This window comes from Kitasatospora atroaurantiaca (assembly GCF_007828955.1).
Lineage (GTDB): Bacteria > Actinomycetota > Actinomycetes > Streptomycetales > Streptomycetaceae > Kitasatospora > Kitasatospora atroaurantiaca.
The window spans coordinates 2,288,355-2,303,583 of the sequence record NZ_VIVR01000001.1; the positions used below are offsets into that span (position 1 = coordinate 2,288,355).

The 15,229-nt window shown below is 72.6% G+C and carries 11 protein-coding genes and 1 pseudogene; 8 read left to right on the forward strand and 4 right to left on the reverse strand.

What is annotated here, in order from left to right; all coding sequences use genetic code 11:
• Positions 1-110: 110 nt before the first annotated feature.
• Entirely contained in the window at positions 111-449 is a 339-nt protein-coding gene (locus FB465_RS10675; RefSeq protein ID WP_145789793.1) for a hypothetical protein, read from the forward strand.
• Positions 450-508: 59 nt separating this feature from the next.
• Positions 509-1,069 (forward strand): annotated as a pseudogene (locus tag FB465_RS10680) (pyridoxal-dependent decarboxylase); the annotation flags it as partial.
• Between the two features lie 24 nt (positions 1,070-1,093).
• On the opposite strand, the gene FB465_RS10685 reads toward FB465_RS10680, so the two are convergent.
• The 3 genes from FB465_RS10685 to FB465_RS10695 all read right to left on the reverse strand — a co-directional run bounded on the left by FB465_RS10685 (position 1,094) and on the right by FB465_RS10695 (position 5,568).
• Positions 1,094-2,221 (reverse strand): RNA polymerase sigma factor, encoded by a 1,128-nt coding sequence (locus tag FB465_RS10685; protein ID WP_281292333.1) that lies wholly within the window; start codon positions 2,219-2,221, stop codon positions 1,094-1,096.
• Between the two features lie 81 nt (positions 2,222-2,302).
• Positions 2,303-4,204 (reverse strand): DNA primase, encoded by a 1,902-nt coding sequence (gene dnaG, locus FB465_RS10690; protein WP_145789797.1) that lies wholly within the window; start codon positions 4,202-4,204, stop codon positions 2,303-2,305.
• Between the two features lie 65 nt (positions 4,205-4,269).
• Positions 4,270-5,568, reverse strand: a complete 1,299-nt coding sequence (locus FB465_RS10695) for a deoxyguanosinetriphosphate triphosphohydrolase (protein WP_145789799.1) — start codon at positions 5,566-5,568, stop codon at positions 4,270-4,272.
• A gap of 135 nt (positions 5,569-5,703) precedes the next feature.
• On the opposite strand from FB465_RS10695, the gene FB465_RS10700 reads away from it, so the two are divergent.
• Both FB465_RS10700 and FB465_RS10705 read left to right on the forward strand, forming a co-directional pair.
• Positions 5,704-6,300 (forward strand): winged helix-turn-helix domain-containing protein, encoded by a 597-nt coding sequence (locus tag FB465_RS10700; RefSeq protein WP_145789801.1) that lies wholly within the window; start codon positions 5,704-5,706, stop codon positions 6,298-6,300.
• Positions 6,297-7,610: an MFS transporter gene (locus FB465_RS10705; protein WP_145789802.1), complete on the forward strand. Its 1,314-nt coding sequence runs from the start codon at positions 6,297-6,299 to the stop codon at positions 7,608-7,610. Before FB465_RS10700 ends, FB465_RS10705 begins: the two co-directional genes overlap by 4 nt.
• Here the strand turns inward: FB465_RS10705 and FB465_RS10710 are convergent.
• Positions 7,582-8,349, reverse strand: coding sequence for a sirohydrochlorin chelatase (locus FB465_RS10710; protein ID WP_145789804.1), 768 nt, complete (start codon positions 8,347-8,349; stop codon positions 7,582-7,584). The two genes, FB465_RS10705 and FB465_RS10710, sit on opposite strands and share 29 nt — an antisense overlap.
• A 196-nt stretch (positions 8,350-8,545) precedes the next feature.
• On the opposite strand from FB465_RS10710, the gene FB465_RS10715 reads away from it, so the two are divergent.
• The 4 genes from FB465_RS10715 to nirD all read left to right on the forward strand — a co-directional run bounded on the left by FB465_RS10715 (position 8,546) and on the right by nirD (position 15,211).
• The gene (locus FB465_RS10715) at positions 8,546-10,612 is read left to right on the forward strand and encodes a molybdopterin oxidoreductase family protein (protein ID WP_145789806.1); all 2,067 of its coding nucleotides are present in this window, start codon (positions 8,546-8,548) and stop codon (positions 10,610-10,612) included.
• Positions 10,613-10,956: 344 nt separating this feature from the next.
• A complete protein-coding gene (locus tag FB465_RS10720) occupies positions 10,957-12,258 on the forward strand; it encodes an NAD(P)/FAD-dependent oxidoreductase (protein WP_145789808.1) in 1,302 nt (433 codons plus the stop codon).
• A complete protein-coding gene (nirB, locus tag FB465_RS10725) occupies positions 12,255-14,861 on the forward strand; it encodes a nitrite reductase large subunit NirB (RefSeq protein ID WP_145789810.1) in 2,607 nt (868 codons plus the stop codon). Before FB465_RS10720 ends, nirB begins: the two co-directional genes overlap by 4 nt.
• Complete coding sequence (nirD, locus tag FB465_RS10730; RefSeq protein WP_145789811.1) at positions 14,858-15,211, forward strand: nitrite reductase small subunit NirD; 354 nt, start codon at positions 14,858-14,860, stop codon at positions 15,209-15,211. Before nirB ends, nirD begins: the two co-directional genes overlap by 4 nt.
• Positions 15,212-15,229 lie beyond the last annotated feature (18 nt).

Consider the following 15,229-nt stretch of genomic DNA (forward strand, 5'->3'; position numbering starts at 1 on the left):
GCCGCGTGAGTCTCCCACTCCCCTTCCCCCAGCGCAGCCACTTCTGGTGGCGAGACTCCGCGGCGGGTCCGAGCCCGCTGACAAGCACTCTCAGTTGGGCAGATCACTTCGTGGCCAACGAGCGCCCCATCCTGCTACCCGATCTCGCCCGCGAGCGCATCGAGCTCGCGCGGGTCGACCTATCTGACGCAGTCATGACGAACCTGATCAGGGCGAGCAACGCCGACCTGGTACTTATGGTCGAGAGGCTGCGCGGATCGCTGGCCGACATGATCCGCCTTCAGGCGATGGCCCCGGCTGCACAGGCGGTACTGGACTCGGCCGAGGATGCCGACCTGGCCGTAGCACAGCGCGCCGAGCTGGTGCTGATGGTGGAGGGACTGCGCGGGGCGCTGACCGACGCGGTCGACGAAGCCGCGCGGGCAACCGGCTCCCGAAAGGCGTGCTGACCAGCCGATCCTGACGTCAACCCCTCGGAGCTCAACACCCCCATATGTGTAACAAGTAGGGGCTGGTGTACCCGGGCGTCGGCTGGGCGCTCTGGCGGGACGCGGAGGCACTGCCCGACGAGCTGGTCTTCCACGTCAACTACCTGGGCGGGGACATGCCCACCTTCGCCCTGAACTTCTCCCGGCCCGGGGCGGAGGTGGTCGCCCAGTACTACGCCTTCCTGCGGCTCGGCCGCGAGGGCTACCGCGCCGTGCAGCAGGCCTGCCGGGACGTGGCGCAGTACGTCGCCGCCGGCGTCGAGAAGATGGGCTGCTTCCGGCTCATCACCCGCGGCGACCAGCTTCCCGTCTTCGCCTTCACCACCACCGAGGACGTCAACTTCGACGTGTTCGACGTCTCCCGTCGGCTGCGCGAGCGCGGCTGGCAGGTCCCCGCGTACACCTTCCCGGAAAACCGGACGGACCTCTCGGTGCTCCGGGTGGTCTGCCGCAACGGGTTCTCCATCGACCTGGCCGACCTGCTGCTCGCCGACCTCGCCCGCCTTGTTCCGGAGCTCAAGAGCCAGCCCGCACCGCTGAGCAGCCTCGGGGTGCCCGCCCGGGCCGCCTTCCATCACTGAGCGCCGCACGAGCCGCTCGGCGGCCTAGTCCAGGTAGGCGCGGAGCTGCTCGGCGAAGGTGTGGCCGCGGAGTTTGGCGAGGGTCTTGGCCTCGATCTGGCGGATCCGTTCGCGGGTGACGCCGAAGAGGTGGCCGATCTCCTCCAGGGTGCGGGGGCGGCCGTCGTCCAGGCCGTAGCGCAGCCGGACCAGCTGGCGTTCGCGTTCGCCCAGCGTGGCCAGCACCGCCTCCAGGTGCTCCCGCAGCAGCAGGAAGGCGGCGGTCTCGGCGGGCGAGGCGGCGTCGGCGTCCTCGATCAGGTCACCCAGGGCGACGTCGTCCTCCTCGCCGACCGGGGTGTGCAGGGAGACCGGCTCCTGGGCCAGCCGCAGCACCTCGCGGACCCTGCTCTCGGAGAGTTCCAGCACCCTGCCCACCTCGGCCGCGCTGGGCTCGGCGCCGTACTCCTGCAGCATCGCCCGCTGGACGCGCATCACCCGGTTGATCAGCTCGACCACGTGCACCGGCACCCGGATGGTCCGGGCCTGGTCGGCCAGGGCCCGGCTCATCGCCTGCCTGATCCACCAGGTGGCGTACGTCGAGAACTTGTAGCCGCGCTCGTAGTCGAACTTCTCCACCGCCCGGATCAGGCCGAGGTTGCCCTCCTGGACCAGATCGAGCAGGGTCAGGCCCCGGCCGACGTACCGCTTGGCGACCGAGACCACCAGGCGCAGGTTGGCCTCGATCAGGCGGCGCTTGGCCATCCGGCCCAGCAGCACCAGGTGGTCGAGCTCGTCGGTGAGCCGCTCGTCCGGGCCGGGGCTGCGGTCGAGGGCCTGCTCGGCGAAGAGGCCGGCCTCGATCTGGCGGGCGAGCTCGACCTCCTCGACGGCGGTGAGCAGGCGGATCCGGCCGATCTCGCGGAGGTACTGGCGGAGCAGGTCGGCGGCCGGGCCGGAGGCCTCGTCCAGGGCGGGGAGCGGCTCGTCGGCCTCCACCTCGTCCGTGGCCGGGCCGCTCTGCTCGGGTACCCGGGCGTCCTCGGGTGGCGGGGCGTCGGCACGGTCGTGATCGGCGCCGTCCTCGTCCACGACGGCCGGGTGCACAGCGGACAGTTCCACGGGCATCCCTCTCTGGGCCGCGCGCGGCTCGTGGGGGGAGCCGCGCCACACGGGACTGGGATACCCATCAGTGTGGGGTACGCCACACCGATGGGCCGAGAGTCGTGCGCGGACTTTCTCGCGGCGGCGGGGTCAGAGCCCGGCGGCGCCGCGGCTGCGCAGCTGCTGCGCGTACTGCTGGAGCGCCCAGAGTTCGCCCTGGACGGCGCTCAACTCCTCGGCGGTGGCCCGGTTGCCGAGCCGCTGGAGCTGGGCGCGGACCTCGGCGATGCGGCGGTCCACGGCCTGCATCCGGAGCTTGACCAGGAACTCGCCCGCGTAGATGGCGTCGGCCGCACGGCGGGTGCGGATCGGCTCCACGGTCAACTCGGTGACCAGGTTGCGCACCTGGTCGTCCGGGCAGACCTCGCGGACGGCTGCGGTGAAGTCGGGCAGGGTGGCCCCGTACGCGGCGCCGCCGGCCTTGCGGACGGCCTGGCGGACGGCGGTGTACGGCGGGGTGGGGAACTCCTCGTCGCCGTAGTTGTCGAAGGCCGGGCTGACCAGCTCGGGGTGCTGGAGGGACAGCTTGAGCAGCTCGCGCTCCACGAACTGGGCCGGGTCCTTCGGGTTCAACCGGTAGGCGGGGCGCTGTGGTTGGACCGGCTGAGGGGCGTCCTGGCGGCGGAGCTGCTGGCGGGGCTGCTGCTGGTTCTCGCGCTGCCAGCGGGCCAGCTGGGAGATCCGGCGGACCACGAACTGCTCGTCCAGGATGCCGAGCAGGCCGGCGAGTTGGACGGCGTACTCGTGCTGGATCGAGCGGTCCTTGATCTTCACGATGATCTGGGACGCCTCTTCGAGCGCGGCCGCGCGCCCCTCGGCGGTGTCCACCCGGTGCCGGGCGACGGCCGAGCGGAGGGCGAACTCGAAGAGCGGGACGGGGTGTTCGATGAGCTCACGGACGGCTTCGTCGCCCTTGGCGAGGCGCAGCTCGCACGGGTCCATGCCGCCCGGGGTGATGGCGATGGAGGTACGGGCGGCGAACTTCTGGTCGTCCTCGAAGGCGCGCAGGGCGGCCTTCTGGCCGGCGGCGTCGCCGTCGAAGGTGAAGACGGTCTCGCCGCGGTACTGGGAGGTGTCCATCAGCAGCCGACGGATGATCTTGATGTGATCCTCGGCGAAGGCGGTGCCGCAGGTGGCCACCGCCGTTGTCACGCCAGCGAGATGACAGGCCATCACATCCGTGTAGCCCTCGACCACCACGGCCCGGCCGGTCTTGGCGATGTCCTTCTTGGCGAGGTCGATGCCGTAGAGGACGTTGGACTTCTTGTAGATCGGCGTCTCGGGGGTGTTGAGATACTTCGGCCCGTTGTCGTCCTCGCGCAGGCGGCGGGCGCCGAAGCCGATCACCTCGCCGGTGGTGTCACGGATCGGCCAGACCAGGCGGCCACGGAAGCGGTCGATCAGGCCGCCGCGCTGGCCCTGCGAGGCCAGGCCGCCGAGCAGGATCTCCTTGTCGGTGAAGCCCTTGCCGCGCAGGTAGCGGACCAGGTGCTCCCAGCCGGCCGGGGCGTAGCCGACACCGAAGTGCTTGGCGGCGTCGGCGTCGAAGCCTCGCTCGGCGAGGAAGCGGCGGCCGATCTCGGCCTCCGCGGAGTCCAGCTGCTCCTGGAACCAGGCGGCCGCGACCTTGTGGGCCTCGACCAGGCGGGTGCGCTCGCCCTGCTGGTGGCGGGGCGAGTAGCCGCCCTCCTCGTAGCGGAGGGTGATGTTCGCCTGGCCGGCCATCCGCTCGACGGCCTCGGCGAAGGAGAAGTGCTCGATCTTCATCAGGAAGGAGATCGTGTCGCCGCTCTCGCCGCAGCCGAAGCAGTGGAAGACGCCCTTGCCCGGGTGGACGTAGAAGGAGGCCGACTTCTCGTCGTGGAACGGACAGACGCCCTTGAGCTGGCTGCCGCCGCCGTTGGTCAGCTGGACGTAGTCGCCGACGACCGCGTCGATGGGCAGTGCGTTGCGCACCGCCTGTACATCCTCGTCCCTGATCCGCCCAGCCACCCCGGAAGTCTACGGCCTTACCACGGTGATCCAGGATGACCGGCGACCCGGCTCGCGCGCGGTGCTCACGTCCAGGCCTGCCCGACCATCCGGGAGTGCAGCGCGAGTGCCGAGGCGTCGGTCAGCGTGGCGATCTGGTCGATCACCGCCCGGAGCGCCGCCCGGTCGTCCTCCGCCTCCTCGTACAGCGCCCGGAAGACGGGGTCGAGGCCCTCGGGCGCGCGCTGGCCCAGGACGTACGCCAGCTCGGCGATCACGATGCGCTGGCGGGCGCGCAGCTGCGCCTGCTCGTCGCGCTGCATCACGTACCGGACGGCGACGGCCTTGAGCACGGCGCACTCCACCCGGACGCCGGGCGGCACGACCAGCTCGGCGGCGTACCTGGTGAGCGGGCCGGGGCCGTAGCGCGCCCTGGTGGCCTGCTCGGCGGCCAGGCAGAAGCGGCCGATCAGCTGGCTGGTGAGGTCCTTGAGGCCGGCCCGGGCCCTGGCCGAGCCGTCGTACGACTTCGGCCACCATTCCTGGGCCTGGAGACGGTCGAGGGCCTCGCCGAACTCCTCCGCGGCGGCCTCCGGCGCGTACCGCTCGGCGATCTTGAACAGCTCGGCACGCTCCTCGACGGAGCGCAGGGCCGACGGGTCGATGTGGCCGGCCTGCAGGCCGTCCTCGACGTCGTGGGTGGAGTAGGCGACGTCGTCGGACCAGTCCATGACCGTGGCCTCGAAGCACTTGCGGTCGGCGGGCGCGCCGGTGCGCAGCCAGCGGAAGACCGGCAGGTCGTCGGCGTAGACGCCGTACTTGGTGGAGGTGGGGTTGGTGGGGTGGCCGCCGCGCGGCCAGGGGTACTTGGTGGCGGCGTCGAGCGCGGCCCGGCTCAGGTTGAGCCCGACGCTGCGGCCCGGCCAGGGGGCCAGCCGTGCAGGGGCCTCGTCCAGCGGGGCGAAGCGCTTGGGCTCCAGGCGGGTGAGGATGCGCAGTGACTGGGCGTTGCCCTCGAAGCCGCCGCAGGCCTCGGCGGCCTGGTCGAGCGCCTCCTCGCCGGTGTGGCCGAAGGGCGGGTGTCCTATGTCGTGGGCCAGGCAGCCGGTCTCCACCAGGTCCGGGTCGCAGCCGAGTGCCGCGCCGAGCTCGCGGCCGACCTGGGCGCACTCCAGCGAGTGCGTCAGCCTGGTCCGCGGGAAGTCGCTGCGCATCGGGGCGACCACCTGGGTGGTGCCCGCCAGCCGGCGCAGCGCGGCGGAGTGCAGAACACGGGCGCGGTCACGCTGGAAGGCCGTACGGCCCGGACGCTTGTCCGGTTCGGGCACCCAGCGGGCCTCGGCGGAGGGGTCGTACGGAGTGGTGCGGTGCGCGGTGTCGTCCATATACCCGTCACCGTACGCCCGGTGACTGACGTTCCACCGGCGCGCCGCGCAATCGGAGCTCCGTCCGGGAAAGTTGCAGAGGAATCTCTGCAGAGACCTCTATGCAGAGAGTCCTCTGCACTCTAGGGTGAAGCCATGAACGAACCCGAAGCCCAGCGCCGGATCGACGCCGGCAGCCTGCGGGGGCTGGCCCACCCGCTGCGCATGCGCATCCTGGAGGCGCTCAACGGCGGCGGCCCGGCCACCTCGGCCCGGCTCTCCGAGCGCCTCGGCGAGAGCACCGGCACCATCAGCTGGCACCTGCGCCACCTCGCCGAGCACGGCTTCATCGAGGAGGAGGTGGGCCGCGGCACCAAGCGGGAGCGCTGGTGGCGAGTGGTCCGCCGGAAGAACGTGCTCCACACCACGGACTTCGCCGAGGACGCGGAGTCGCGCGGGGCGCTCTCGGTCTATCTGCAGGAGATGCTCCAGCTCCAGTTCCAGCGGGTCTCCGACTCGCTGGCCGCCGAGTGGGAGGGCGAGTGGCGAGGCGCCGGCACGATCTCCGACTGGAACAACCTGCGCCTGACGCCCGCTCAGCTGCGCGCGCTCAACGACGAGCTGATGGCCGTCGTCACCCGCCACACCCCGGACCCGGACGCCGAGCCCGACCCGGACGCCCGGCCCGTCATCGTCCAGATCCACGCCCTGCCCCGAGCGGGCGCCACTCCGGAAGGAACCGAGACAGCATGAGCGACGCACTCACCCACGGCCTGCTCCGCCGCCACCGCGACTTCCGTCTGCTGTGGCTCGGCGAGACCGCCAACAAGTTCGGCTCCGCCGTCACGGGCCTGGCCATGCCGCTGATCGCCGTCGCCACGCTGCACGCCTCCACCTTCCAGGTGAGTCTGCTCAGCGCCGCCGGCTGGCTGCCCTGGCTGATCATCGGCCTGCCGGTCGGGGTCTGGGTGGACCGGATGAGATCCCGGCCGATCATGCTCGCCGCCACGGCCGCCTCGCTCTTAACCCTCGCCGGCGTTCCGATCGCCGCCCACGCCGGCCTCCTGACGATGACCCAGCTGATCGTCGTCGCGCTGGCCACCGGAGCCGCCGGGGTCTTCTTCCAGACCGCGTACACCGCCTATCTGCCCACCCTGCTGGAGCCCGCCGACCGCGCCGAGGGCAACGCCAAGCTGCACGGCAGCGCCTCCGCCGCCGGGATCGTCGGGCTGGGCTCGGGCGGCCTGATCGCCCAGCTGGCCGGACCGGTGAACGGGCTGCTCGCGAACACCTGCACCTTCCTGCTCTCGCTCTGGTGCACCGGGCGGATCCGGCACCGCGAGCCGGTCCGCGAGCGGGGCGACGGGCCGCGTCGGTCGCTGCGCAAGGAGGTCGGCGAGGGCCTGCGGCTGGTGGCCGGCGATGTGTGGTTCCGTACGTTCACCCTGTTCGGCGCCTCCGCCAACCTGGCGCTGACGGGATACCAGTCGATCCTGGTGGTCTTCCTGATCCGCGAGGTCGGGCTGGAGTCGGGGGCGGTGGGCGTCCTGGTGGCCGTCGCCTCGACCGGCGGCATCGTCGGCGCGATGCTGGCCCGACGGGTGGCCGCCCGGATGGGGACGGCACGGGCCATGCTCTTCTTCGAGTTCGTGCTGCCGCTGCTCACCCTGCTCATCCCGCTCACCACCGACGGCGCGGGGCTGCTGCTCTACGTGCTCGGCGGGTTCGGGGTCTCGGCCGGGGTGGTGGCCGGAAATATCATCAAGTCGACCTTCCAGCAGCGCTACTGCCCGCCCGACCTGCTCGGCCGGCTCTCCGCCAGCAGCGCGGTGCTCAACTTCGGCAGCATCCCGGTGGGCGCGCTGCTCGGCGGCCTGCTCGGCACCGAGCTCGGCCTCCGCCCGGCGATGTGGCTGATGACGGCCGCGGTTCCGCTGGCCGCCCTGATCCTGTGGTTCTCCCCGGTCCGGCGCTGCCGGGACCTCCCGGACGAGCAGATGCCGACGAGCGGACCGGCGGACGGCCCGGAGCCGGTCAGGCGGCCCGTGGCACAAGCCTGCTGACCGACGCGGTGTAGCGGTCGAGGACCAGCCGGACCATCGCCCGATGGGCGCCCAGCGGGGCGGCGGTCAGCCAGTCGCCCGCTGCGGCGCCCAGCCGCGCGAAGTCCCCCGGAGCGGTGAAGTAGCCCGCAACGGCAACGCGCCGGTGGCCCTCGGCACCGAGCCGGGCCACCGCCTCCGCGACGCTAGGGCCGCCCGCCGCGACATAGCCGGGCAGTACGGGTACGCCGAGGCGGGCGGCGAGCAGCCGGGCCTGGGCCTCGGTGTCGGCGGCCGCGTCCCGGTCCCGAGAGCCGGAGGCGGCGAGGACGACGGCATCGCCCCGGCCTGCGGCCCCGCCCCAGCCGGCCTCGGCGAGCCGGCCGTGCAGTGCCTCGGTGAGCAGCGGATCCGGCCCCAGCGGGGCCGCGATCACACCGCTGACCTGCGGCGCCGCGGACAGCGCGGCGGGGATGTCGACCTTGACGTGGTAGCCCCGGCTGAGCAGCAGCGGCACCAGGACGGCGGGCCCGCTCAGCCCGTCCAGCACCTCGGGGAGCAGCGGCGCGTTGAGCCCGAGGTGGGCCAGGCGGACATCGAGCTCGGGCCGGGCGGCGCGGAGCAGCGCGAGCAGCCGGCGGATCTCGGCGAGCGCGGCCGGGTCGCGCGAGCCGTGCGCGACCAGGACCAGGGCCGGGCGCCGGGCGGCGTGCAGCACCCGCAGCGGGGCGGCGGTGGCGGGCGGGAGGGTCGGCGTCATGACAGCAAGCGTCGCCGAGCGCTGTTTCCCTGCCGTTGCTCCACCGTCACGACTGGTTTCCCCGGCCTCACGGGAGCGTGTCCGGGCCCGTGAGCCGGCTGCCTCACAGCCGCCGAAGGCCGAGGTGAGGGCGGTGTGCGGGGCCCGTAACGTCCGGGCCGCCGCGGCGAAACAGCGTCGTAGCAAGCTGGGCGCCATGAACGATGCCACCGACACCCACTGCCCCTACTGCGCGCTGCAGTGCGGGATGGGCCTGCGCCGCACCGAGGGCCCGGTCCCGGTCTCGGTGGTGGAGCGCCCCGGCTTCCCGGTGAACCAGGGCGCGCTCTGCGGCAAGGGCTCCAACGCCGCCGCGGTGCTGGGCCCCGGCGCCCGGCTGACCACGCCGCTGATCCGGCGGGACGGCGAGCTGCGCCCGGCGAGCTGGCCGGAGGCGCTGGACCGGATCGCCGCCGAGGTGTCGGGCACCGCCGCCTCGTACGGCCGCGACGCCGTCGGGGTGTTCGGCGGCGGCGGGCTGACCAACGAGAAGGCGTACCTGCTGGGCAAGTTCGCCCGGGTGGTGCTGGGCACCTCGGCGATCGACTACAACGGCCGGTTCTGCATGTCCTCCGCGGCGGCGGCCGGGATCCGGGCGTTCGGGGTGGACCGGGGGCTGCCCTTCCCGCTGGAGGACATTCCGCGGGCCGGCTGCGTGATCCTGGTCGGCGGCAACCCGGCGGAGACCATGCCGCCGTTCGTCCGCTATCTGCGCGAGCTCCAGGAGAACGGCGGCAGGCTGATCGTCGTCGACCCGCGCCGCACCCGTACGGCCGAGCTGGCCGACCTGCACCTGGCCCCGCGCCCGGGCACCGATCTCGCCCTCGCGCTGGGCATGCTGCACCTGGTGGTCGCGGACGGCCGGACGGACGAGGCGTTCATCGCCGAGCGCACCACCGGCTGGGCCGAGACCCGGGCGGCCGCGATGGCCCACTGGCCGGAGCACGTGGAGTCGGTGACGGGTGTCCCGCTCCCCCAGCTCCGCGATGCCGTCCGGATGTTCTGCGACGCCGGGTCGGCGATGGTGCTCACCGCGCGCGGCCCCGAGCAGCAGGCCAAGGGCACCGACACGGTCAGCGCCTGGATCAACCTCTGCCTGGCCACCGGCAACGCGGGCCGCCCGAACGCCGGCTACGGCTGCCTCACCGGCCAGGGCAACGGCCAGGGCGGCCGCGAGCACGGCCAGAAGGCCGACCAGCTGCCGGGCTACCGCAAGTTGGACGACCCGGCGGCCCGCGCCCACGTCGCCGCGGTCTGGGGCGTCGACCCGGACGCGCTCCCCGGCCCCGGGCGGAGCGCGTACGAGCTGCTGGACTCGCTCGGGACGGACGTGAAGGCGCTGCTGCTGATGGGCTCCAACCCGGTGGTCTCGGCGCCGCGCGCCGCGCACATCGCGGACCGGCTGCGGTCGCTGGACTTCCTGGCCGTCAGCGACGTGGTGCTCTCCGAGACGGCGGCACTCGCCGACGTCGTCCTGCCGGTCACCCAGTGGGCCGAGGAGACCGGCACCATGACCAATCTGGAGGGCAGGGTCATCCTCCGCCGCAAGGCAGTTGACGCGCCGGGGGGCGTGCGCAGCGATCTGGAGGTGCTGCACGAGCTGGCCGGGCGGCTGGGCCACGGCGAGGGCTTCCCGACCGAGGCGGAGAAGGTCTTCGACGAGCTGCGCCGGGCGTCGAGCGGCGGGCCCGCCGACTACGCGGGCATCAGCTACGAGCGGATCGCCGCCGAGGACGGGGTGTTCTGGCCCTGCCCGTCGCAGGAGCACCCGGGCACTCCCCGGCTCTTCCTGGACCGCTTCGCGACGCCGGACGGGCGGGCCCGGTTCACCGCCGTCCAGCACCGGCCGGCGGCCGAGGAGCCGGATGCCGAGTACCCGGTACGGCTGACCACCGGCCGTGTCCTGGCCCAGTACCAGTCGGGCGCGCAGACCCGCCGGGTGGACGCGCTCAACGCCGCCGCCCCCGGCCCGTTCGTCGAGCTGCACCCGCAGCTCGCCGAGCGGCTGGGAGTGCGGGACGGGGACCGGGTCGCCGTGGTGAGCCGGCGCGGGCGGACCGTCACCCCCGCGCGCGTCACCACCGCGATCCGGCCCGACACCGTCTTCATGCCGTTCCACTGGCCGGGCGAGGGCAGCGCCAACCTGCTCACCAACCCCGCCCTCGACCCGGTCTCGCGGATGCCGGAGTTCAAGGCCTGCGCGGTCCGGCTCGAGCGGGCCTGAGCATGTCGGCACCCTTCTGGAACTTGAGGGTGATCGACGAGATCTCGGTGATTCCCGGGGGATTGACGCAGGCAGCTGAACGTCCCGGTCCCCTCCGTGACCTGCAGCATGAAATCCGTCCGCCACTCATTGATGGCCGCCCGGCTCTCCGGTAGGTAACCGGCCGCCCGGGCGAACGGGATTTCCTCCTGCGTATCCGGAACACTCTCGAAATCGCACACGAAGATATGCCGAGCCCTCGCTTTCCGGCTCACATCCGCGCCCCGCCTCCGCTGAGGCCGAAGTTCCGCCCGCGAAACAGCACCGCACCGGCCGGGTAACACCGCGGACTCATGCTCAGAGGCATGACAGCGACCGACATCCCCGCAGCGCACCGCACCGTGGTGGTCGGCGGCGGCATGGCCGGCCACCGGCTCGCGCAGCAGCTGACCTCGCTCGGCGAGCACGAGGTGCTCCTGCTCGCCGAGGAGGAGCACCCGCCGTACAACAGGGTGCTGCTCGCCGAGGTGCTGGCCGGCCGGTACGCCCCCGAGATCGCGGCGCTCGCCGCACTGCCCGCGCAGGTGGACAGGCGGCAGGCCCGGGTGGTGCGGATCGATCCGGAGCAGCGCCGGGTGCTGTGCGACGACGGCTCCGAGCTCGCGTACGACCGGCTGGTGCTCGCCACCGGCAGCAACCCGGTACTGCCGCCGCTGCGCGGGCTCTTCGACGACTCCCTCACCGGCCGTGAGAGGCACGAGCTCCCCGCCGGGGTCTTCGCGTTCCGCACGATGGCCGACTGCGCCGACATCGACGCCTACCTGCCGGGTGTCCGGCAGGCCGTGGTGGTAGGCGGCGGGCTGCTCGGCGTGAGCGCCGCCCGGGCGCTGGCCTCGCGGGGTGTCCAGGTCGTCCTGGCCCACCAGGGCGAGTACCTGATGGAGCGTCATCTCGACTTCCAGGCAAGTGAACTGCTCCGCACCCACCTGTCCGAACTCGGCGTCGAGGTGCACACCGAGTGCCGTGTCCGGTCCGTCCTGACCGAGGACGCCCCCGGCCCGCGCAGGGTCACCGGCGTCGAACTCGCCGACGTATTCCGGCTCGACGCGGACCTGCTGGTGATCGCGGTCGGCGTCCGCCCGCGCACCGGACTCGCCCAGGCGGCCGGGCTGACGATCCGTCAGGGCATCGTGGTGGACGACCGGCTGCGGACCAGCGACCCGTACATCCACGCCCTCGGCGACTGCGCCGAGCACGACGGAGTGCTCTACGGCCTGGCCGGCCCCGCGCAGGAGCAGGCGGACGTACTGGCCCGCATCCTCAGCGGCCAGGACACCGCCTACCGGGGCAGCCGGCTGCTCACCCGGCTCACCCTGGCCACCCCGGACCACGACCCGCTCGACATCGCCGCCTTCGGCGCGACCGAGCCCGCAGGCCCCGAGGACCGCGTGGTCCGCCTCTCCGACGCCGGCCGCGGCACCTACCGCAAGGTGATCGTCCGCCGCGACGAGCAGGGCGGCGACCGCCTGGTCGGCGGCGTCCTGCTCGGCGACCTCGACACCGTCGGCACCCTGGCCCACACCTGGGAGGGCGACGAGGCCCTGTCAGCACACCCGCTCCACCTGCTCACCACCCAGAGCACCATCTCCGGAGGGACTTCCCGATGACCACCACCAAGCCGACCGTCGTCCTGGTCGGGTACGGCATGGTCGGCCACCGCTTCCTGGAAGCCCTGGCCGACGCCGGCGCCGCCGACCGCTACCGCGTCGTCGTACTCGCCGAGGAACCCCGGCACGCCTACGACCGGGTCGCCCTGACCTCGTACTTCTCCGGGAAGACCCCCGAGGACCTGCTCCTCGCCGAGGAGGGCTTCACCGACCTGCACGGTTACGAGGTCCACCTCTCCTCCCCCGCCACCGCGATCGACCGCGCGGCGAAGACCGTCACCACCGCCGCCGGGCACGTGATCGCCTACGACACACTGGTACTGGCCACCGGCTCGTACCCGTTCGTCCCGCCGGTGGACGGCAAGGACGCCGAGGGCTGCTTCGTCTACCGCACCATCGAGGACCTGCACGCCATCGAGGCGTACGCGGCCGACGCCCGCGTCGGCGCGGTGGTCGGCGGCGGACTGCTCGGCCTGGAGGCGGCGGGCGCACTCAAGGGGCTCGGCCTGGAGACCCACGTGGTCGAGTTCGCCCCCCGGCTGATGCCGGTCCAGGTGGACGAGGGCGGCGGCGAGGCGCTGCGCCGCACCATCGAGGAGATGGGCGTGGTGGTGCACACCGGCGTCGGCACCAACGCCGTCATGGTCTCCCCCGAGGGCCGCGCCACCGGCATGACCTTCACCAACGGGCAGAAGCTCGATGTCGACATGGTCGTCTTCTCGGCCGGCGTCCGCCCGCGCGACCAGCTGGCCCGCGACTGCGGCCTGACGGTCGGCGAGCGCGGCGGCATCGCCGTGGACGGGCTCTGCCGGACCTCCGACCCGGACGTCTTCGCCATCGGCGAGTGCGCCCTCGCCGTCGACGGCCGGGTCTACGGCCTGGTCGCGCCCGGCTACGAGATGGCCGCCACCGTCGCCGGGCAGCTGGCCGGGCAGGCCGCGAAGGAGTTCACCGGCGCCGACCTCTCCACCAAGCTCAAGCTGCTCGGCGTGGACGTGGCCAGCTTCGGCGACGCCTTCGGGACCACCCCCGGCGCGCTCGACGTCGTCTACTCCGACTCCCGCTCCGGCGTCTACAAGAAGCTGGTGGTCACCCCCGAGGGAGCCCTGCTCGGCGGCATCCTGGTCGGCGATGCCGAGGTGTACGCCTCGCTGCGTCCGCTGGCCGGCACCGGAAACCCGCTGCCCGTCCCGGCCGAGTCGCTGGTCCTGCCCGCCGGACTGGCCGCGCCGGTCTCGCTGGGCGGCTCGGCGCTGCCGGACGACGCGGTGGTCTGCAACTGCCACAACGTCACCAAGGGGACCGTCCGGGAGGCCGTCACCGAGCACAGCTGCACCACCGTCCCCGAGGTCAAGAAGTGCACCAAGGCCGGTACCGGCTGCGGCTCCTGCATCAAGCTGCTCTCGACCATCGTCGCGGAGGAGCTGGAGGCGGGCGGCGTCGAGGTCGACAAGGGGCTCTGCCCCTGCTTCGCGCACACCCGCGCCGAGCTCTACGAGATCGTCCGGGTCAAGCGGATCTCCACCCACCGGCAGCTGCTGGCCGAGCACGGCCGTCTCCAGGGGGAGGGCTGTGAGGTCTGCAAGCCGACGGTGGGCTCCATCATCGCCTCGCTCGCCCCTGAGCTCGAGGCCTCCGGGCACATCCTGGACGGCGAGCAGGCCGCCCTGCAGGACACCAACGACCACTTCCTCGCCAACATGCAGAAGAACGGCTCGTACTCGGTCGTCCCCCGCATCCCCGGCGGCGAGATCACCCCGGACAAGCTGATCGTGATCGGCGAGGTGGCCCGCGACTTCGGCCTCTACACCAAGATCACCGGCGGTCAGCGGATCGACCTCTTCGGCGCCCGGGTGGACCAGCTCCCGCTGATCTGGTCCCGGCTGGTCGAGGCCGGCTTCGAGTCCGGGCACGCGTACGGGAAGTCGCTGCGCACCGTGAAGTCCTGCGTGGGCTCGACCTGGTGCCGGTACGGCGTCCAGGACTCGGTGGCCATGGCGATCCACCTGGAGCTGCGCTACCGGGGGCTGCGCAGCCCTCACAAGCTCAAGTCGGCCGTCTCCGGCTGTGCGAGGGAGTGCGCGGAGGCCCGGGGCAAGGACTTCGGCGTGATCGCCACCTCCAACGGCTGGAACCTCTACGTCGGCGGCAACGGCGGTGCCACCCCGCGCCACGCCGACCTGCTTGCCCAGGACCTGAGCGACGAGGAGCTGATCAGGCTCATCGACCGGTTCCTGATGTTCTACATCCGCACCGCCGACCGGCTGGAGCGCACCTCCACCTGGCTGGAGCGGATAGACGGCGGCCTCGACCACGTCCGCGACGTGGTCGTCCACGACTCCCTCGGCCTGGCCGCCGACCTGGAGGCCCTGATGGCCCACCACGTCTCGGACTACCAGGACGAGTGGGCGGCCACCCTGGCCGACCCGGAGCGGCTGCGCCGCTTCGTCTCCTTCGTCAACGCCCCCGGCGTCGCCGACCCGAGCATCCGCTTCACCCCCGAACGCGACCAGGTCAAGCCGGACCTGACCCTGCTCGCCACCGAGGAAGAACTGCTCGCCGCCCTCGACCCCGACAACTCGCCGCTTCTGGAGACCCGATGACCACCGTTGCGATCTCGACCCGCGTCGAGCTGCTCACCGGCCGTTCCTGGACCCCGGTCTGCGACTGGGAGCAGCTCACCCCCGGCCGCGGCGTCGCCGTCCTGCTGCCGGACGGCCAGCAGGCCGCCGTCTTCCGCGACCACCAGGACGAGGTGTACGCCGTCGCCAACCGGGACCCGTTCACCGGGGCGTACGTGCTCTCGCGGGGCCTGGTCGGCTCCACCCCCGACGGCCGGGTCTACGTCGCCTCGCCCCTGCTCAAGCAGCGCTTCGACCTGGCGACCGGGGAGTGCCTGGACGACGAGTCGGTACGGATCCCCGTGCACGCCGTCCGGCTGAACCGCGGGTAGCACCTCCGAGTCTCCGGT

Coding starts and splice junctions, on each gene's coding strand:
- FB465_RS10695 (WP_145789799.1), bottom strand. CDS start 5,568: ATGGACGACACCGCGCACCGCACCACTCCGTACGACCCCTCCGCCGAG.
- FB465_RS10700 (WP_145789801.1), top strand. CDS start 5,704: ATGAACGAACCCGAAGCCCAGCGCCGGATCGACGCCGGCAGCCTGCGG.
- FB465_RS10705 (WP_145789802.1), top strand. CDS start 6,297: ATGAGCGACGCACTCACCCACGGCCTGCTCCGCCGCCACCGCGACTTC.
- FB465_RS10710 (WP_145789804.1), bottom strand. CDS start 8,349: ATGACGCCGACCCTCCCGCCCGCCACCGCCGCCCCGCTGCGGGTGCTG.
- FB465_RS10715 (WP_145789806.1), top strand. CDS start 8,546: ATGAACGATGCCACCGACACCCACTGCCCCTACTGCGCGCTGCAGTGC.
- FB465_RS10720 (WP_145789808.1), top strand. CDS start 10,957: ATGACAGCGACCGACATCCCCGCAGCGCACCGCACCGTGGTGGTCGGC.
- nirB (WP_145789810.1), top strand. CDS start 12,255: ATGACCACCACCAAGCCGACCGTCGTCCTGGTCGGGTACGGCATGGTC.
- nirD (WP_145789811.1), top strand. CDS start 14,858: ATGACCACCGTTGCGATCTCGACCCGCGTCGAGCTGCTCACCGGCCGT.